16 protein-coding genes are annotated in these 18,152 nt (G+C 70.8%); 10 read left to right on the top strand and 6 right to left on the bottom strand.

Annotation, left to right across the window (positions count from 1 at the left end; translation table 11 throughout):
* Nucleotides 1–39 precede the first annotated feature (39 nt).
* The 3 genes from AB0B45_RS34305 to AB0B45_RS34295 all read left to right on the top strand — a co-directional run bounded on the left by AB0B45_RS34305 (nucleotide 40) and on the right by AB0B45_RS34295 (nucleotide 2,743).
* The gene (locus AB0B45_RS34305) at nucleotides 40–987 is read left to right on the top strand and encodes a LysR family transcriptional regulator (RefSeq protein WP_358139058.1); all 948 of its coding nucleotides are present in this window, start codon (nucleotides 40–42) and stop codon (nucleotides 985–987) included.
* 1 nt (nucleotide 988) lies between these two features.
* Nucleotides 989–1,927, top strand: coding sequence for a COX15/CtaA family protein (locus AB0B45_RS34300; RefSeq protein ID WP_358139055.1), 939 nt, complete (start codon nucleotides 989–991; stop codon nucleotides 1,925–1,927).
* A gap of 72 nt (nucleotides 1,928–1,999) precedes the next feature.
* Nucleotides 2,000–2,743: an ElyC/SanA/YdcF family protein gene (locus AB0B45_RS34295; protein ID WP_358139052.1), complete on the top strand. Its 744-nt coding sequence runs from the start codon at nucleotides 2,000–2,002 to the stop codon at nucleotides 2,741–2,743.
* On the opposite strand, the gene AB0B45_RS34290 is transcribed toward AB0B45_RS34295, so the two are convergent.
* Together AB0B45_RS34290 and AB0B45_RS34285 are read right to left on the bottom strand one after the other, a co-directional pair.
* A complete protein-coding gene (locus tag AB0B45_RS34290; protein WP_358139049.1) occupies nucleotides 2,728–3,948 on the bottom strand; it encodes a PrsW family intramembrane metalloprotease in 1,221 nt (406 codons plus the stop codon). The genes AB0B45_RS34295 and AB0B45_RS34290 overlap by 16 nt on opposite strands.
* 53 nt (nucleotides 3,949–4,001) lie before the next feature.
* Complete coding sequence (locus AB0B45_RS34285; protein WP_358139047.1) at nucleotides 4,002–4,955, bottom strand: heme o synthase; 954 nt, start codon at nucleotides 4,953–4,955, stop codon at nucleotides 4,002–4,004.
* A gap of 238 nt (nucleotides 4,956–5,193) precedes the next feature.
* Here AB0B45_RS34285 and tkt point away from each other — a divergent pair, with 238 nt between their 5' ends.
* From tkt to AB0B45_RS34250, 7 genes are all read left to right on the top strand, one after another.
* Nucleotides 5,194–7,287 carry a transketolase gene (gene tkt / locus AB0B45_RS34280; RefSeq protein WP_358139044.1) on the top strand — a complete coding sequence of 698 codons (2,094 nt, stop codon included), beginning with the start codon at nucleotides 5,194–5,196 and terminating at the stop codon, nucleotides 7,285–7,287.
* A gap of 3 nt (nucleotides 7,288–7,290) precedes the next feature.
* Nucleotides 7,291–8,382: a transaldolase gene (gene tal, locus AB0B45_RS34275; protein WP_358139041.1), complete on the top strand. Its 1,092-nt coding sequence runs from the start codon at nucleotides 7,291–7,293 to the stop codon at nucleotides 8,380–8,382.
* Between the two features lie 2 nt (nucleotides 8,383–8,384).
* Entirely contained in the window at nucleotides 8,385–9,989 is a 1,605-nt protein-coding gene (locus tag AB0B45_RS34270; RefSeq protein ID WP_358139038.1) for a glucose-6-phosphate isomerase, read from the top strand.
* Nucleotide 9,990: 1 nt separating this feature from the next.
* Nucleotides 9,991–11,592 carry a glucose-6-phosphate dehydrogenase gene (zwf, locus tag AB0B45_RS34265; protein WP_358139035.1) on the top strand — a complete coding sequence of 534 codons (1,602 nt, stop codon included), beginning with the start codon at nucleotides 9,991–9,993 and terminating at the stop codon, nucleotides 11,590–11,592.
* A gap of 67 nt (nucleotides 11,593–11,659) precedes the next feature.
* Nucleotides 11,660–12,571, top strand: coding sequence for a glucose-6-phosphate dehydrogenase assembly protein OpcA (locus AB0B45_RS34260; RefSeq protein ID WP_358139032.1), 912 nt, complete (start codon nucleotides 11,660–11,662; stop codon nucleotides 12,569–12,571).
* Nucleotides 12,572–12,684: 113 nt separating this feature from the next.
* Nucleotides 12,685–13,461 (top strand): 6-phosphogluconolactonase, encoded by a 777-nt coding sequence (gene pgl, locus AB0B45_RS34255; protein ID WP_358139029.1) that lies wholly within the window; start codon nucleotides 12,685–12,687, stop codon nucleotides 13,459–13,461.
* A gap of 122 nt (nucleotides 13,462–13,583) precedes the next feature.
* Complete coding sequence (locus AB0B45_RS34250; protein WP_358139027.1) at nucleotides 13,584–14,798, top strand: S8 family peptidase; 1,215 nt, start codon at nucleotides 13,584–13,586, stop codon at nucleotides 14,796–14,798.
* 51 nt (nucleotides 14,799–14,849) lie between these two features.
* Here AB0B45_RS34250 and add read toward each other — a convergent pair whose 3' ends face one another.
* From add to AB0B45_RS34230, 4 genes are all read right to left on the bottom strand, one after another.
* Complete coding sequence (gene add / locus AB0B45_RS34245; protein ID WP_358139024.1) at nucleotides 14,850–15,860, bottom strand: adenosine deaminase; 1,011 nt, start codon at nucleotides 15,858–15,860, stop codon at nucleotides 14,850–14,852.
* 97 nt (nucleotides 15,861–15,957) lie between these two features.
* Nucleotides 15,958–16,536: a TetR/AcrR family transcriptional regulator gene (locus AB0B45_RS34240; protein WP_358139021.1), complete on the bottom strand. Its 579-nt coding sequence runs from the start codon at nucleotides 16,534–16,536 to the stop codon at nucleotides 15,958–15,960.
* Between the two features lie 10 nt (nucleotides 16,537–16,546).
* Nucleotides 16,547–17,383: an oxidoreductase gene (locus AB0B45_RS34235; RefSeq protein WP_358139019.1), complete on the bottom strand. Its 837-nt coding sequence runs from the start codon at nucleotides 17,381–17,383 to the stop codon at nucleotides 16,547–16,549.
* A gap of 38 nt (nucleotides 17,384–17,421) precedes the next feature.
* Entirely contained in the window at nucleotides 17,422–18,138 is a 717-nt protein-coding gene (locus AB0B45_RS34230) for a hypothetical protein (RefSeq protein ID WP_358139016.1), read from the bottom strand.
* Nucleotides 18,139–18,152 lie beyond the last annotated feature (14 nt).

The raw sequence follows: 18,152 nt of genomic DNA, 5'->3' as shown, positions 1-18,152 counted from the left end.
CTTCTGAAGGCAGCTCCCACTTGCCCATAACATCGCGTTATGGATTTGGAGATCCGGCACCTCCGCGTGATCTGCGCCATCGCCGAGACCGGCAGCCTGACCAGCACCGCGAGGAACCTTCGCCTGTCCCAGCCGGGACTGACCGCGCAGCTGCGCAGGATCGAGACCATGCTGGGCGGCAGCCTTTTCACCCGCACCTCGCACGGCGTGCGGCCGACCGCGTTCGGCGAGCTGGTGCTGGCCCGAGCCCGCGCGATCCTGCCCGCCATCGATGACCTGGTGATCGGCCTGCGCGTCCCTGGCGCTCCCGCGAAGCTCAGGATCGGCTCGGTGAACGCGCCGCTGCTGGCGGGACTCGTCGCCGATCTGCGCAAGAGCCTTCCCGACGTCCAGGTCACGACCGTGACCAGGGGCGCGTCGACGCGGCTCGTCGAGCTCGTGGCGGCGGGCCAGCTGGAGCTCGCCGTGGTGGGCGACTGTCCAGGGTTCGAGCTGGCGGCGCCTCCCGGCGTGGTGCTGCATCCGGTGGCCGTCGAGCCGGTGTTCGCCATGATGGCCGACGGCCATCCGCTGGCCGCCAGGACGCGGGTCACGCTGGCCGAGCTGGCGGCGGAGGACTGGATCGCGCCGCCGCCCGACGACGACAGGGTGCGGGAGTACTGGGCGACCGTCTTCCACGCCGAGGGACTGCATCCCCGGGTGCCGCACGAGGTCGAGGGGCCGCTCCTGCTCGACCTCGTCCTGGAGGGCCAGGGCGTCAGCCTGTGCCAGGCGACCTTCCGCGACCAGCCGGGCCTGGCGATCAGGCCGATCGACGGCGACCCGCTGTGGTACCGCCACCTCCTGGCCTGGCAGCGGGAAGGGCCGGTCACCGCGGAGGTCGTCGAGCAGGCCCGCAGGGCGCACGCGGCGGCCACCACGCGCAACGAGGTCTATCCGGCCTGGCTCGATGGCGGGACCGCCCACCCCGCCCCATACCATCGATGACGTGAAATCCTTCTGGCCGCCGACCGCTCGTTCGATGACCCTGTGGGCCCTGCTCGGCGTGATCGCCAACGCGGGCATCACCGTCACGGGCGTGGCCGTGAGGGTCACCGGGTCCGGTCTCGGCTGCCCGACCTGGCCCAGGTGCACCCCGGACAGCTTCATCCCTGTCGCGCACCCCGAGCACAGCTGGTTCAACATGTCGGTGGAGTTCGGCAACCGCCTGTTCACCTTCGCCGTCCTGGCGGTGGGGGCGATGTGCTTGCTGACCGCGTGGCGGTTGCGGCCGCGCCGTACCGGCCTGGTGCGCCTGGCGTGGCTGCAGCCCGCGGGCGTCCTGGCCCAGGCGTTGTGGGGCGGCCTGGTGGTGCGCTCGATGCTCAATCCGGTGACGGTCAGCGTCCACTTCCTGATCTCCATCGGGCTGATCGCGGGCTGCTGGGCGCTCTACGCCCGCTCCCGCGAGGGCGACGCCCCCGCGAAGCGCGTCGTCCACCGCGACATCCGCAGGCTGGGCTACGCGCTGGTGGCCGCCGTGGCCGTGCTCCTGGTCGCCGGCGTCGTGGTCACGGGCACGGGCCCCCACTCGGGCGACGCGCTGGCCAGCCGCTTCGACTTCGACATCGAGACCGTGGCCAGGCTGCACGCCGACATCGTCTACGTCGTCGTCGGCCTCACCTTCGCCCTGCTGTTCGCGCTCCATGTCAGCGACGCGCCGAAGCAGGCCCGCAGGGCGGCGCTGACGCTGCTGCTGATCGAGCTCGCCCAGGGCGCGATCGGCTACATCCAGTACTTCCTCGCCGTCCCCGCCTTCCTCGTCGGCCTGCACGTGCTCGGCTCGACACTGGTGTGGATCGGCGCGCTGCGCGTGGCGACCAGCCTCAGGGTCCGCGAGGAGCTGCCCGCCGCCGCCCCCGCGGCGCCGGTCCCCCTCCCCCACTGATCGCCCGCCCCCGCCGTGGGGCTTATGGCACGATTGGTCCGCCACTCCCCCACCGGCGGAAGGTGCGCTTTCATGCCGTTTGCCCGTTCCTTCCGGGTGTCCCGTACCGCGATGCGCCGCGCCTACCAGGCGGCCGTGGCGCTGAGCGTCGCGGCGATCGCCCCGCTGACCTGGGCATGGCTGGGCAGCGACGACCGCAGGGTGGTGGCGGACACGCCAGGCTGGCTGGAGGAGGTCCCCTCCTCCGGCACCGCGCTCGTCCTCGGCGCCGGGCTGTTCTCCGGACAGCCGAGCCCGATGCTGGCCAGGCGGCTCGACATCGCCGCCGAGCTCTACCGGGCCGGCAAGGTCAGGGCGCTGCTGCTGTCGGGCGACAACAGCCGCAAGGACTACGACGAGCCCTCGGCCATGCGCGACTACCTGCTGGCCAGGGGCGTGCCCGACGCCGTCATCGTGCGCGACTACGCGGGCTTCGACACCTGGGACTCGTGCGTGCGAGCCCGTCAGGTCTTTGGCGCGCGGGACGTCACCGTGGTCACGCAGGTCTTCCACCTGCCGCGCGCGGTCACGCTGTGCCGTACGGCCGGCATCGAGACGTTCGGCGTGGGCGACGACTCCACCAAGCAGTGGGCGGCGACCACCTACGCCTCGGCCGCCCGTGAGTTCTTCGCCGCGGCCAAGGCGCTGGGCGACGTCGTGTTCGGCGCCCAGCCGGTCTTCCCCGGCCCGAAGGAGACCTCACTCAGCGAGGCGCAGAGCTTCGCTCAGCGGGACCCTCGCAACGGCCCCCAGAGCGGCCCTCAGAGCGGCCACTGACCGTCGGTGGACTGGGAGGCGGGCGCACCGGGCGCGTAGCCGGGTGGCGGGGTGCCCTGGGCGGCGGCTCTGGCGTGGCTCCGCGGTACGGGAAAGCCCGACCTGGCCGCGCTCATGCACTCCAGCAGCGCCCGCTGCTCCTCATGGAAGGTCTGGTCGTCGACGATGTGGCGGGCCGCCCGCTCATGCAGCAGCCCCAGCTCGGTGGCGGCCAGCTGGTAGTCGCTCATCGCCCGCAGCCCCGCCTTGCCGCCGTGGGCCTTGGCCCACTGCCTGGCCTGCCTGCGCCGTGACAGCGCCGACAGCATGTAGATGTCGGCCGCGTCGACCAGCCTGGTCGGCTCGTAGGGCGGCAGGTAGCGCTGCAGCAGGGCGACGATGCGCCGCCGATCGCGGATGACCACGCCGATCAGGACGAACAGCACCGTCAGCAGCACCAGGTAGGCGACCACCAGACCCATGAAACCGCCGTAGGAGGCCAGGCCGTTCCACATGCCGTGCAGGAGCATCGCGGCGACCCAGCCCGCGAGGATGATCAGGGCCCGGTCGGAGCCCGTGCGCCTGGCGGCGTAGGCGACGGCCACGCCGGTCATGGAGGTGAACAGCGGGTGCGCGAGCGGCGACAGGATGCCGCGCAGCACGACCGTCACGGCCAGCCCCTGCACGCCGAGCTGGTCCTGGGCGGCGATGTAGTAGCTGACGTTCTCCGTCATGGCGAAGCCGAGCCCGACCATGCTGGCGTAGATGACGCCGTCGGTGGGCCCGTCGAGCTCGGCGCGCCTGAACCTGAGCAGGCCGAGCAGCACCAGGCCCTTCATCGTCTCCTCGACCACGGGCGCGCCGAAGGTCGCGGCGATGTTGCGCGCGCTGGCCGCCGACAGGCCGACGGTGTCGGTGATGTAGTGCAGGTTGAGCGAGTTGACCACGCCGGCCACCAGCACGGCGATGCCCGCGCCCCAGGCGTAGGCGAAGATCAGGTTGCTGCGCGGCTCGGGCTCCATGCGGTCGAGCGCCAGCACGGCGGCCAGCAGCAGCGGCACCGGCGCCATCGCCAGGACGAGCGCCACGAGGAACTGCACGGGCGCCCCGTTGAGCACGTCGAAGGAGAACGACACCAGGGCGCAGATGCCCGCCAGCACCAGACCCGCGATCAACCCGAACGACGGGCGGTCCTTGAACACCCAGCGTGGATCACGGGTCTTCATACGGTGACTGTAACGGATCGCCATGACGCTGTCCTTCCCACTTCGAGAGCGGGTCAGGCCAGCAGCGGATCGATCGCCACGGCGAGGAACAGCAGCGCCAGATAGGCGTTGGACCAGTGGAAGAAGCGCATCGGCCGCAGGTCGACGCCGCTCTTGCCGGCGTTGAGCCTGCCGAGCAGCCGATAGATCTCCACCAGGCAGAAGGCGCCGAGCACGACGGCGACGATCGGGTAGAGCAGCGTGGTGCCCGCCACCGGCCACAGCAGCAGCGAGCAGGCCACCGTCGCCCACGTGTAGGCGATGGACTCCAGCACGACCCTGCGCTCGGTGGCCACGACGGGCAGCATCGGGATCGAGGCCGCCGCGTAGTCCTCCTTGTAGCGCATCGCCAGCGTCCAGGTGTGCGGCGGTGTCCAGAAGAACACCACGCCGAACAGGACCAGCGGCGTCCACTCCAGGCCGCCGGTGATGCCGGCCCAGCCGATGACGACGGGCATGCAGCCCGCCAGGCCGCCCCACACGATGTTCTGCGAGGTGCGGCGCTTGAGGATCATCGAGTAGACGAAGACGTAGAAGAGGATCGCCGACAGGTTGAGCGCCGCCGCCAGCAGGTTGGTGGTGATCCACATGCCCGCGACGGACAGGACTCCGAGGACGATGCCGAAGACGAGCGCCGCGCGTGGGGTGACCTGGTGCCTGGCCAGCGGCCGCTTGCGCGTGCGCCGCATCTTCACGTCGATGTCGCGGTCGATGTAACAGTTGAGCGCGTTGGCGCTGCCCGCCGACAGGGTGCCGAACACCATGACCGACAGGGCCTTCCACAGCGGTGGCAGGCCTCCCGCGGCCAGGAACATGACCGGCAGCGTCGTGATCAGGAGCAGCTCGATGACCCGCGGCTTGGTCAGCGCGACGTACGCCTTGACGACCCCGGCGAAGGAGCGCGGCGCGGCCGCCGCCTCGGGGGACGCGGCTTCGGCCGGCGATTGCCTGTTCGTGAGCACCGTCAAGGCGCTTCCAGCGAGTGCGGAGTCAACGCGTAACCTCTGAAGAGAGCGGAACCGTGGACGCCGAGCACCAGACGTCCTGCGAACAAACAAACTGTAGTCGCAGGGTGAGCCGGTCCGGCCAGTGGGGGCATCGGGGGCCGGGTTGGTCCTCTCCAGCAAGGTCCACTCAGTTAGGGTCAGTGTGGGCGGGAAAAGCCACCAGCACCACCATGACAACTAGATTCCGGAGATCGAGCAGTTGAGCACCTTTGAATGGACCGACCTCGACAAGAAGGCGGTCGACGTCGTCCGAGCCCTGGCGATGGACGCGGTCGAGAAGGCGGGCTCCGGGCACCCGGGCACCGCGATGAGCCTGGCGCCCGCGGCATACCTGCTCTTCCAGAGGACCATGCGCCACGACCCCACAGACCCCACGTGGGTGGGTCGTGACCGTTTCGTGCTGTCGTGCGGCCACTCCAGCCTGACTCTCTACATCCAGCTTTACCTGTCGGGTTACGGCCTGACCCTCGAGGACATCGAGCGCCTGCGCAGCTGGGGCAGCCGCACGCCCGGCCACCCCGAGCACGGGCACACCGTCGGCGTCGAGACCACCACGGGCCCGCTGGGCCAGGGCATCGGCAACGCGGTCGGCATGGCGATGGCCGCCCGCCGCGAGCGCGGTCTGTTCGACCCGGACGCCGAGCTCGGCACCAGCCCCTTCGACCACCACATCTGGTGCATCGCCTCCGAGGGCGACATCGAGGAGGGCATCAGCCACGAGGTCAGCGCCCTGGCCGGCCACCAGAAGCTCGGCAACCTCACCGTGGTGTTCGACTCCAACCACATCTCCATCGAGGACGACACCGCGATCGCCCTGTCGGAGGACGTGGCCAAGCGCTACGAGGCCTACGGCTGGCACGTCCAGACCGTCGACTGGACGGCGACCGGCGAGTACGTCGAGGACGTCCAGGCCCTGCACGAGGCGCTCGAGGCCGCCCGCGCGGAGACCGAGAGGCCGTCCTTCATCAGGCTGCGCACGATCATCGGCTGGCCCGCGCCGCACAAGCAGAACACCGGCAAGGCCCACGGCTCCGCGCTGGGCGCCGAGGAGGTCGCCGCCACCAAGGAGATCATGGGCATGGACCCCGCCAGGTCCTTCAACGTGCCCGCCGAGGTGCTGGAGCACGCCCGCCAGATCGCCGATCGCGGCCGCGCGGCCCACGCGGAGTGGGAGAAGTCCTACGCCGACTGGCGCCTGGCCAACGAGGAGCGCGCCGCCGAGTTCGACCGCATCTCCCAGCGCGAGCTGCCCAACGGCTGGTACAAGGCGCTGCCGAGCTTCGAGATCGGCTCGTCGATCTCCACTCGCAAGGCCTCGGGCGAGGTGCTCAGCTCGCTGGCCGGCGTGCTGCCCGAGCTGTGGGGCGGCTCGGCGGACCTGGCCGAGTCGAACAACACCACGATGAAGGGCGAGCCTTCCTTCATCCCCGAGGAGTACCAGACCAGGGAGTTCCCCGGTAACCGTTACGGCCGCACGCTGCACTTCGGCATCCGCGAGCACGGCATGGGCGCCATCCTCAACGGCATCGCCCTGCACAACGGCACCCGTCCCTACGGCGGCACCTTCCTGGTGTTCTCCGACTACATGCGGCCCGCCGTACGGCTGGCGGCGCTGATGAAGCTGCCCGTCACCTACGTGTGGACGCACGACTCCATCGGCCTGGGCGAGGACGGTCCCACGCACCAGCCGGTCGAGCACCTGTGGGCGCTCCGCGCCATTCCCGGCCTCGACGTGGTGCGTCCCGCCGACGCCAACGAGACCGCGGCCGCGTGGAAGGCCGTGCTGAAGCACAATGACCGTCCCGCCGCGCTCGCCCTGACCCGGCAGAACCTGCCGGTGTTCGAGGGCACCAGCGCCGAGGGCGTCGCCAGGGGCGGCTACGTGCTGCGCGAGGCCTCCACCCGGCAGCCGCAGGCGGTGCTGATCGCCACCGGCAGCGAGGTCGAGATCGCCGTCGCGGCGCGCGACTTGCTGGAGTCCGAGGGAATTCCGACGCGGGTCGTCTCGATGCCGTGTGTCGAGTGGTTCAACGGGCAGGATTGCGCTTACCGGGAGACGGTGCTGCCGCCGACGGTCAAGGCACGCGTCGCCGTCGAAGCGGGAATCGCGCTGGGCTGGCGCGAGTTCGTTGGAGAGGCGGGCGAAGTGGTCAGCCTTGAGCACTTCGGCGCATCGGCGCCGTACAGGACGCTGTATCAGCAGTTCGGCCTCACCGCCGAGCGAGTCGTGGCCGCGGCCAAGGCCAGCCTCGCCAAGCTGGGGTACGACAAGGGCGAGACGACGGGAAACTAGGAAATGTCGGAAAACCTGAAGAAGCTCACCAGCCAGGGTGTCTCCATCTGGCTCGATGACATCAGCCGTGAGCGCCTGCGCAGCGGCAACCTGGAGCAGCTGATCCGCGAGAAGAACGTCGTGGGTGTCACCTCCAACCCGACGATCTTCGCCAACGCGCTCAGCAAGGGCGACGCCTACGACGCCCAGCTGCACGACCTCGCCGTGCGCGGGGTCGACGTGGGTGAGGCCGTGCGCGCCATCACCACCTACGACATCCGCTGGGGCGCCGACGTGCTGCGCCCGGTCTACGACGCCTCGGGCGGAGTGGACGGCAGGGTCTCGCTCGAGGTCGACCCGCGCCTGGCGCGCGAGACCGAGAAGACGATCGCCGAGGCCCGCTTCCTGTGGTGGGCGGTCGACCGGCCCAACCTGCTCATCAAGATCCCCGCGACGGTCGAGGGCCTGCCCGCGATCACCCAGGCGATCTCCGAGGGCATCAGCGTCAACGTCACGCTGATCTTCTCCCTCGAGCGCTACCGCCAGGTCATGGACGCCTGGCTGGCCGGCCTCGAGGCGGCCCAGGCCAAGGGCCTCAACCTGGCGACCATCGAGTCGGTGGCCTCCTTCTTCGTCAGCCGCGTCGACACCGAGATCGACAAGCGCCTCGACAAGGTGGGCAAGCCCGAGCTGAAGGGCAAGGCGGGCATCGCGAACGCGCGCCTGGCCTACGCCGCGTTCGAGGAGGTCATGAACTCCGAGCGCTGGCAGCGCCTGCGCGCCGCGGGCGCCCGCCCGCAGCGTCCGCTGTGGGCCTCCACCGGCGTCAAGGACCCCAACTACGTCGACACGATGTACGTCGACGAGCTGGTGGCCCCCGGCACGGTCAACACCATGCCGGAGAAGACGCTCGACGCCGTCGCCGACCACGGCCGCATCAACGGCGACACCATCCGTCCCTTCTACGAGCAGGCGTGGAACACCATGGCCGCGCTCAAGGAGGCGGGAATCGACTACGACGACGTCGTGAAGGTGCTCGAGGACGAGGGCGTCGACAAGTTCGAGGCCTCGTGGAACGACCTGCTCGACAGCATCACCAAGAAGCTGGCCGTCTGACGATGGACGTGACCTACCGCGAGGAGGGGGTGGCCGAGGCCGCCGCCTCCGTCGCGGCGCGGCTGGCCGACGCCCCCGCCCGCCTCGCGGCGGGCGACGCCACCCTGTGGGGGGCGGCGGCCGAGCCCGAGGCGGCCGTCCGCCTCGGCTGGCTCACCCTGCCGCGCACCTCACGCGAGCTGCTCCCCGAGATCGACAAGCTCGTGGAGCGGGCCCGCGCCGAAGGCCTCGACCACGTGGTCCTGGCGGGCATGGGCGGGTCCTCGCTCGCGCCCGAGGTCATCTGCAACACCGCCGACGTGCCGCTGACCGTGCTCGACACCACCGACCCCGCGCAGGTACGGCGGGCGCTCGACGACCGGCTCGACCGCACGATCGTGGTGGTGGCGAGCAAGAGCGGCTCTACCGTCGAGACCGACAGCCACCGCAGGATCTACGAGGAGGCCTTCAGGTCGGCGGGCATCGACCCCTCCGACCGGATCGTGGTCGTCACCGACCCGGGCTCGCCCCTGGAGCAGGAGGCGATCGAGGCCGGCTACACGATCTTCCTCGCCGACCCCGACGTCGGCGGGCGCTATTCTGCGCTGTCGGCGTTCGGCCTGGTGCCGAGCGCGCTGGCCGGAGCCGAGGTCGCGGACCTGCTCGACGAGGCCGAGGAGATGCTCCCCTTGTTGCGGCTGACCGAGGGCAACCCGGGGCTCGCGCTCGGCGCGGCGCTCGGCGGGGCCGCCCTGGCCGGACGCGACAAGCTGATCCTGGAGGACCAGCTCAGCGAGATCAACGGCCTGCCCGATTGGATCGAGCAGCTGGTGGCCGAGTCCACGGGCAAGCACGGCAAGGGCATCCTGCCCGTCGTCGCCGCCGAGCCGACGGGCGCCCGCGACGAGCTGGTGGTCGCCATCGAGTCCGACGACGGCGACGTCAGGGTCGACGGATCGCTGGGCGCGCAGTTCCTGGTGTGGGAGTACGCCACGGCCCTGACGGGGCTCGTGCTCGGCGTCAACCCCTTCGACCAGCCCGACGTGGCCGAGGCGAAGGACAACACCGCCCGCGTGCTGGAGGAGGGGCCGGCCGCCGCCGGGCCCGTGCTGGTGGACGGGCCCGTCGAGGTGTACGGCGAGACCCACGCCAAGGACCTGTCCGGCGTGCTCACCGAGCTGCTCCACGCCGTTCCCGCGGACGGCTACCTGGCCGTCATGGCCTACCTCGACCGGCTGGCCGCCTTCGACGCGCCCATGCCCAAGGACGCCGACTTCGAGCAGATGACCGAGGCGTGGATGGCGGCCGACGCCCAGACGCTGCGGGCGCTGCTGGCCCTGCGGACCGAGCGGCCCGTGACCTTCGGCTGGGGGCCGCGCTTCCTGCACTCGACGGGGCAGTACCACAAGGGCGGGCCGTCCAACGGGGTGTTCCTGCAGATCACCGGTGCCGTGACGGCCGATGTCCACATTCCTGGAAAGCCCTACACGCTGGGCGAGCTGCAGCTCGCGCAGGCGCTGGGCGATCAGCGGGCGCTCGCCGAGAGAGGGCGGCCCGCCATACGACTGCATTTGACCGACCGCGTAGCGGGGATCGCGCACCTGCTCGCAGCCGCACAGGAGGTCTGAGATGACGGATCCGGCAGCGCCCGTGGAGGAGGCCGTCACCGCTGCGGCCGCCGCCGCGAGCACGGCCACCACGCTTGAGGTAGCCGCCGCCAACCCGCTGCGTGACCCGCGGGACAAGCGGCTGCCCAGGGTGGCGGGCCCATGCGTGCTGGTACTTTTCGGCGTGACGGGGGACCTGGCCAAGCGCAAGCTGCTCCCGGCGATCTACGACCTGGGCAACAGGGGGCTGCTGCCGCCCGGTTTCTCCCTTGTCGGGTTCGCCCGCCGCGACTGGGCCGACCAGGACTTCGCGAAGCTCACGCATGACGCGGTGAAGGAGCACGCGCGCACGCCCTTCCGCGAGGAGGTCTGGAAGCAGCTGGCCGAGGGCATCCACTTCGTGCCTGGCGAGTTCTCGGACGACGGCGCGTTCGACGCGCTGGCGATGGCGTTGAAGGAGATCGACCAGACCAGGGGGACGGGCGGCAACTACGCGTTCTACCTGTCGGTGCCGCCGAAGTTCTTCCCCACCGTGGTCAAGCAGCTCAAGCGCACGGGCCTGGCCGACGCGCCCGAGGGCTCGTGGCGCCGCGTGGTGATCGAGAAGCCGTTCGGGCACGACCTGAAGAGCGCGCACGAGCTGAACGAGATCACCACCGAGGCCTTCCCCGAGAGCTCGATCTTCCGGATCGACCACTACCTGGGCAAGGAGACGGTCCAGAACATCATGGCGCTGAGGTTCGCCAACAACCTCTACGAGCCGATCTGGAACCGCAGCTACGTCGACCACGTGCAGATCACCATGGCCGAGGACATCGGCCTGGCGGGGCGCGCGGGCTACTACGACGGCATCGGCGCGGCCCGCGACGTGATCCAGAACCACCTGCTCCAGCTGCTGGCGCTGGTGGGGATGGAGGACCCCACCTCCTTCGAGGCCGACTCGCTCCGCAGGGAGAAGGAGAAGGTGCTCAAGGCGGTGCGACTGCCCTCCGACCTGTCGCACTCCACCGCCCGCGGCCAGTACGCGGCCGGCTGGCAGGGTGGCGAGAAGGTCGTCGGGTACCTGGCGGAGGACGGCATTCCCCCCGACTCCAACACCGAGACCTACGCGGCCATCAAGCTGGAGATCGCCAACAGGCGCTGGGCGGGCGTGCCGTTCTACTTGCGCACGGGCAAGCGGCTCGGCCGCCGCGTCACCGAGGTGGCGGTGGTCTTCCAGAAGGCCCCGCACCTGCCCTTCAGCAAGGACGACACCGAGATCCTCGGCCACAACGCCCTGGTCATCAGGGTGCAGCCGGACGAGGGCATCACGGTGCGCTTCGGCTCGAAGGTCCCGGGCACCGCGATGGAGGTGCGGGACGTGTCCATGGACTTCGCCTACGGCGAGTCGTTCATGGAGTCGTCGCCCGAGGCGTACGAGCGGCTGCTGCTGGACGTGATGATCGGCGACCCGCCGCTGTTCCCGCACCAGCGCGAGGTCGAGCTGTCGTGGAAGATCCTCGACCCGATCGAGGAGTTCTGGGCCACCCAGGGCCAGCCCGACCAGTACCCCGCGGGCACGTGGGGCCCGCCGTCGGCTGACGAGATGATGGCCCGCGACGGCCGGGTGTGGAGGCGACTGTGAACGAGCGCAGCGAGAGAACCATCGAACACAGCACTTCGGAGGTCATGGGACCGACGAAGGAGGGCTCATGACCTCCTTCATGTTGACGGACACGACCGCTGGGAAGATCTCGAACCAGCTCACCCGTCTGCGCCACCAGATGGGCGCCCCCGCGGTCGGCATGGTGCTGACGCTGGTGGTGGTCTGCGACGAGCGTGACCAGTACGACTCGGTCCGCGCCGCCACCGAGGCCGCCCGCGAGCACCCCTCGCGGATCCTCGTGGTGATCAACCGGGAGAGCGACGAGGCCAACAGGCTCGACGCCGAGCTGCGCGTCGGCGAGGCCGCGCCCGGCGAGGTCGTCGTGCTGCGCCTGTACGGCGAGCTGACCCACCACGCCGACTCGGTGGTCAGCCCGCTGCTGCTGCCCGACACCCCCGTGGTGGCGTGGTGGCCGGGCGACGCGCCCGCCGTACCCGCGCAGGACGCGGTCGGGATGCTGGCCCAGCGCAGGATCACCGACGCCAAGTCCGCCCACGAGAGCATCAAGGCGCTGGCGGGCAGGGCCAAGGGCTACGCTCCGGGCGACACCGACCTGGCGTGGGCCAGGCTGACGCCGTGGCGCAGCCTGCTGGCCGCCGCCTTCGACCAGCCGGTGGGCAAGGTCAAGAAGGGCTTCGTCGACGCGGCGACGGGCAACGCCAGCGCGCCGCTGCTGGCGGCGTGGCTGTCGGAGCGGCTGGGCGCGCCGGTGAAGGTGGCCGACTCCGCCGGTCCCGGCCTGACCTCGGTACGGCTGTCGCTCGACGGCGGGGAGGTCGCCGTCACCCGCAGCGACGCCCGTCTGGCCACGCTGTCGCGTCCCGGGCAGCCTGACAGGCATGTGGCGCTGGCCAGGCGGAGCACCTCGGAGCTGCTGGCCGAGGAGCTGCGCAGGCTCGACTCCGACGAGATCTACGAGGCGGCGCTGAAGCGGCTGGCTCGTTCGCACAGGTCCTGAGCTTCCGTCCGAAGGTCCCGGGTTCCATCGGACCCGGGACCTTCGGCGTCTCGGCCGCGCGCGCCCGAGCGGCGAGCGCGAGCCGGCCCGCCACTCCTCGATAGGGTGTGATCGTGAGCGTTCCCAACGTAGTCGTGCACCGCGACGCCGACGTGCTGGCCAAGGCCGTCGCCGCGCGGATCATCACCCGCCTGGTCGACGTGCAGTCGGCGAGGGGTTCGGCGTCGCTGGTGCTGACCGGCGGCACGGTCGGCATCGCCACCCTGGCCGCGATCGCCGCGACGCCCGCGCGCCACGCGGTCGACTGGCGCAAGCTGGACATCTGGTGGGGTGACGAGCGCTTCCTGCCCACCGGCGACAAGGAGCGCAACGAGACCGGCGCCCGCGAGGCGCTGCTCGACCACGTCGACCTCGACCCCGAGCGCGTCCACGTCATGCGGGGGCCCGACTCCGGCATGACGGCCGAGGAGTCGGCCGACGCCTACGCCGAGGAGCTGCGCAAGGCGGCCCGTCCCGAGGATCACGGGCCCGTCCCCTCGTTCGACGTGATGCTGCTCGGCATGGGCCCCGACGCCCATGTGGCCTCGCTGTTCCCCGGCAACCCCGCGGTCTACGACACCCGCCCGGTGGTGGCCGTGCACGGCTCGCCGAAGCCGCCGCCGGTGCGGATCTCGCTGACCTTCTCCACCATCCAGGCCTCGCGCGAGGTGTGGGTGGTGGCCGCGGGCGAGGAGAAGGCGGGAGCCGTACGGCTGGCGCTGGCGGAGGACTCGGGCCGGATGCAGGTGCCCGCGGCGGGCGCCAGGGGCCGGCAGCGCACGCTCTTCCTGCTCGACAGGGCCGCGGCGGCGAAGATTCCGCCGGGACTGGGCAGGATCGCCTCGCCGTGAAGCGGGCCGTCGGCGCCACATCCACGGACCATCAGCGGATTTGACCCTAAATTTTAGGTCTTGTCAGCTTCCTTTGTGTTTTTTACCTTCGTGGTCATCGACCTACGAAGGGAACACCCCCCATGGTCTTACGCCACGCCGCCTTACGTCGCTGGGCCGCGGTCATCGCCGCGGCCGCCGCCGTCCTGGCGAGCTCCGCTCCCGCCCTGGCCGACCCCGAGCCGTCGGGCAAGCTGGTCACCCCCAGCGCCGAACCCGAGAACCTCGTCCCCGGAACCTACATCGTGGTCCTGAAGGACCGGCCCGAGGTGTCCAGGGCCGCCGGCGACCTGACCGCCAAGCACGGCGGCACGACGTTCAGGGAGTACCGGCACGCGCTGCACGGCTTCGCCGTCCACGCCAGCGAACGGCAGGCCAAGCGACTGGCCGCCGACCCCTCGGTCGAGTACGTGCAGCAGGTGGTGGTGCACCGCGCCTCCGACACCCAGCCGAACCCGCCCTCGTGGGGCCTGGACCGCATCGACCAGCGCAACCTCCCGCTGAACAGCTCCTACACCTACGGACCCACCGGTGCGGGCGTGCGGGCCTACATCATCGACACCGGCATCAGGCCCACCCACAACGACTTCGGCGGGCGCGCCTCGATCGGGTACGACGCGATAGGCGACGGCCAGAACGGCAACGACTGCCACGGCCACGGCACGCACGTCGCGGGGACGACCGGTGGATCCTCGTACGGCGTGGCCAAGGGCGTGACGCTGGTCGGCGTCAGGGTGCTCAACTGCCAGGGTTCCGGCACCACCGACCAGGTCGTGGCCGGCATCGACTGGGTCACCGCGAACGCCGTCAAGCCCGCCGTCGCCAACATGAGCCTCGGCGGCAGCGCCGACACCGTGCTCGACACGGCGGTCAAGAACTCCATCGCCTCGGGCGTCTCCTACGCCATCGCGGCGGGCAACGGTCTGTTCGGGCTGTTCGCGCTGGACGCCTGCACCCAGTCGCCCGCCCGCGTCCCTGAGGCGATCACCGTCTCGATCACCAACAACACCGACACCAAGCCGTCGTGGGGCAACCGCGGCACCTGCGTGGACCTGTTCGCGCCCGGCTACAACATCACTTCGGCGTGGAAGGATTCCGACACGGCGTCGAGCACGATCAGCGGCACCTCGATGTCCACCCCGCACGTCACCGGCGCCGCCGCCCTCTACCTGCAGGGCCACACCGGCGCCACCCCCCAGCAGGTACGCGACGCGATCGTGAACAACGCCACGACCGGCGTCGTCAAGAGCCCCGGCAGCGGCTCGCCCAACCGCCTACTCTACATCACGGGACTGTAGCCCCGCGATTCCGGCCCCGCGGACGCGCCCTGTCCGCGGGGCACCCCGGTGTCAGACCAGGGCGTCGATCTCCGCCAGCAGCGCCCGCTTGCCGTCCTGCCCCAGGTAGGAAGCTTGTACGGCATTGCGCGCCAGCTGCGCGAGCTCCGCCTGCCCCATCCCGAACACGTGCGCGGCGACGCGGTACTCCGCGGCGAGCGTCGTGGCGAACATCGGCGGGTCGTCGCTGTTCAGCGTGACGAACAGGCCCTCCTCCAGCATGCGGGGCAGCGGGTGGTCCTCGATCCGCTTCACCTGTCCCGTGCAGACGTTCGAGGTCGGGCAGACGTCCAGCGGCAGTTGCGTCTCCCTCAGGTAGGCCACCAGGCGGGGGTCCTGGAGGGAGTTGATGCCGTGCCCGATCCGCTCGGCGCCGTAGCCCTCGATGACCTCCCACACCGTCTCGGGCCCTGACATCTCGCCGCCGTGCGGGACGCTGTGCAGCCCTGCCGCGCGGGCGGCGGTGAACGCGTCACGATAGGCGTCGCGGTAGGCGGGCCGGTCCTGCTCGATCCCGCCGATGCCGAAACCTGTCAACGCGGCGGGAGGTTCGTTCAGCGCGTGGTCCAGCGTGACGCGGGCCGCCTCCGTGCCGTACTCGCCGGGGATGTCGAAGATGTAGGCCATCTCGACGCCGTGCTCGTCGCGCGACTGCCGCGCGGCCAGGTCGAGCGCCTCGGTGACCGCGCGCATCGGCAGCCCGCGCACCCAGTGCGCGTACGGCGTGACCTGCAGTTCGACATAGCGGCAGTTCTGCGGGGCGAGGTCGCGGGCCAGCCCGACCACCAGCGAGGCGACGTCCTCTGGCTCGCGCACCAGGCCGTTGACCGCCTTGTAGACCTGGGCGAAGTGGGGGAAGTCGCGGAAGGCGTAGAAGGCCCGCAGCTCCTCCTCGCTGGTCGGCACGCCGCTGCCGGGGTGGCGGCGCGACAGTTCGAGCACGGTCGGCACCGAGGCGGAGCCGACCAGGTGCACATGGAGTTCGACCTTGGGCAGGCGGTCGATGAAGTCGTCGATCGTCATGTCGACGACCCTAGGCACGCACTCCCCCGGTCAGAAAGGCTTTGGTCGCGAATCTGACATCAACTCGTCAGCTTCAGGCGGACCAGGCCCGGAGTCGTCAGCTTCGGGCCGCCCAGGCGTGGGTGAGGGGAAGCAGTACGCCGTCGACCGACTCCGCGGCGAAGGCGTCGTCGAGCGGCGGCCCGATGAAGATCAGGCGGTGCCAGACGAGCGCCTCCACGATCTCGAACAGCCGCCCCGCCTCGACGGCCCCGGGCAGCTCGCCCCGCGCCACCGCCCGCTCGATCAGCAGCGACGTGCCGGCCAGGTCGCGCACGGGCATGTGCTCGCGCAGCGTCCTGGCCAGCTCCTGATGGGAGACGAGTGTGGACGACAGTCCCATGATGAGCCCGTGCTTGCGTTCGGCCGCCGCCGCCAGGCCCCTGACGACCTCGACGAGGTCGCCGCGCAGCGACCCGGTGTCGGGGACAGGAGGCACGTCCATGTCGAAGCGGCGGCAGATGACGTCGACGACGAGCTCGGGCTTGCCGGCCCAGCGCCGGTAGATGGTCGCCTTGCTGGCCTTGGCGCGCTTGGCGATCTGGTCGACGGACATCCGGTCGTAGCCCATCTCCGACAGCAGGTCGAAGGTGGCGTCGAGGATGGCCTTCTCCCTGCCTGGGTCCAGTGATGGCACGCGCACGTCCTTAGTTGTAGGCGAACTCCTGGAATCGTACGCCGGTCAGCTCGGCCGAGACCTCCCACAACCGCGCGGCCAGCGCCTCGTCGAGAGCGTCCTTGCTGGGCGTCAGCGGCTTGGACTTGGGCCCGAGGTACTCCCCTCCCCTGATGAGCGGCGAGGTGGCCGCGTAGAGGGAGGGCACCGCGCCGTCCTCGGCGCTGTGGAGGAAGAGCTTCAGCAGCGGCTGGAAGGGACCCAGGCTGAAGAAATTCGTGGCGGTGGCGCCCGGGTGGGTGGCCACCGACAGCAGCGCCGAGCCCGCCCGTTTCGCCCTGCGCTGCAGCTCGAAGGTGAACAGCAGGTTGGCCAGCTTGGAGCGGCCGTAGGAGCTCATCTTGCCGTAGCCGCGCTCGAGGCCCAGATCGTCGAAATCGAGCCTGCCGATCTTGTGGGCGTCGCTGGACACGTTCACCACCCTGGGGGCGGGCGCGGCCAGCAGGAGCGGCAGCAGCAGCCCGGTGAGCGCGAAGTGGCCCAGGTGGTTGGTGCCGAACTGCAGCTCGAAGCCGTCCTTGGTCTGCCCGCGCGGGATCATGCCGATGCCCGCGTTGTTGATCAGCAGGTCGACCCGCTCCACGCCTGCGGCGAACTCCCTCACCGAGGACAGGTCGGCCAGGTCGAGCCTGCGGAAGCCGACGTCGGCGCCGGGGACGTCGCGCAGGATGGCCGCCACGGCGGCTCTGCCGCGTTCCGGATCGCGGGAGGCGACGGTGACGCGCGCGCCGCGCCTGGCCAGTTCACGCGCCGTGGGCAGGCCGATACCGCTGTTGGCGCCCGTGACGATCGCTGCGAGCTCGGACATGGAACCTCCAGGTGTACGAAACGGTTTCGTACACCACTCTAACGGCTGAGCCGCGCCCGCGCGTGCGCCTCCTCCCGCCTGGCCACCTCCGCCCGCTGGTCGGCCTCGGCGAGCTTCTTGCGGGCCTTCGCCAGCTTCTTCTCCAGGTCGGCGACCTTCGCGGCCCGCTGGTCCCGCTCCTTCACGGCCTGCGCCAGCGTGGCGCGCCATTCCTCGTGGGCCGCGGTCGCCTCGGCTCGTTCCTTGGCCCTGCGGTCCTCGGCGGCCTGCTTCTCCTCCTCCGACGGCTTGCGAGCCGGGCGCGAGCGGGGGATCGGGGCGGGGGCGAAGCCGCTGTAGCTGAGCGGCTTGGCCAGGCGGCCCCGCCGTACCTCCTCGGCGGCGCCGGCGTCCACGGTGGCGGCGTCGAGCGTCCGCTCCACCTCGGTCCCCGCCGAGGGGACCAGCCGCATCAGCCGCTGGGAGAGCCTGGAGCGCCGCGTGGTCAGCTCGCCCAGCGCGTCGGCGTCCTGCGCCGCCCACGCGGCGCGCAGCTGCTCCCCCAGGTCCAGAAGTTCGGCCAGCTCGGCGGGGTGGGCGCGGGAGAGCTGGTTGACCGCCCACGCGGCGACCGTGGGCTTGCGCAGCGCGGCCACCTGACGGGCGAGCTCGGGCTGTCCCGCCTGCTTGGCGGCGCGGGCCTCGGCCTCGCGCGCGGCGATGAAGTCGCCCACGGGAAGCGCGTAGAGGCGATCGGCGATCTCGTCAAGATCCACACTTGACAAGTACC

Source organism: Nonomuraea sp. NPDC049152, from assembly GCF_040648355.1.
Lineage (GTDB): Bacteria > Actinomycetota > Actinomycetes > Streptosporangiales > Streptosporangiaceae > Nonomuraea.
Note: the sequence above shows the minus strand (reverse complement) of the source record. Positions and strands in the feature narration are given on the sequence as shown.

What these genes read in the sequence shown, in the direction of transcription:
- add (WP_358139024.1), bottom strand. Translation starts at nt 15,860, where the DNA reads ATGACGATCGACGACTTCATCGACCGCCTGCCCAAGGTCGAACTCCAT.
- zwf (WP_358139035.1), top strand. Translation starts at nt 9,991, where the DNA reads ATGACGGATCCGGCAGCGCCCGTGGAGGAGGCCGTCACCGCTGCGGCC.
- AB0B45_RS34295 (WP_358139052.1), top strand. Translation starts at nt 2,000, where the DNA reads ATGCCGTTTGCCCGTTCCTTCCGGGTGTCCCGTACCGCGATGCGCCGC.
- tal (WP_358139041.1), top strand. Translation starts at nt 7,291, where the DNA reads ATGTCGGAAAACCTGAAGAAGCTCACCAGCCAGGGTGTCTCCATCTGG.
- AB0B45_RS34260 (WP_358139032.1), top strand. Translation starts at nt 11,660, where the DNA reads ATGACCTCCTTCATGTTGACGGACACGACCGCTGGGAAGATCTCGAAC.
- AB0B45_RS34270 (WP_358139038.1), top strand. Translation starts at nt 8,385, where the DNA reads ATGGACGTGACCTACCGCGAGGAGGGGGTGGCCGAGGCCGCCGCCTCC.
- AB0B45_RS34250 (WP_358139027.1), top strand. Translation starts at nt 13,584, where the DNA reads ATGGTCTTACGCCACGCCGCCTTACGTCGCTGGGCCGCGGTCATCGCC.
- AB0B45_RS34290 (WP_358139049.1), bottom strand. Translation starts at nt 3,948, where the DNA reads ATGAAGACCCGTGATCCACGCTGGGTGTTCAAGGACCGCCCGTCGTTC.
- AB0B45_RS34305 (WP_358139058.1), top strand. Translation starts at nt 40, where the DNA reads ATGGATTTGGAGATCCGGCACCTCCGCGTGATCTGCGCCATCGCCGAG.
- AB0B45_RS34235 (WP_358139019.1), bottom strand. Translation starts at nt 17,383, where the DNA reads ATGTCCGAGCTCGCAGCGATCGTCACGGGCGCCAACAGCGGTATCGGC.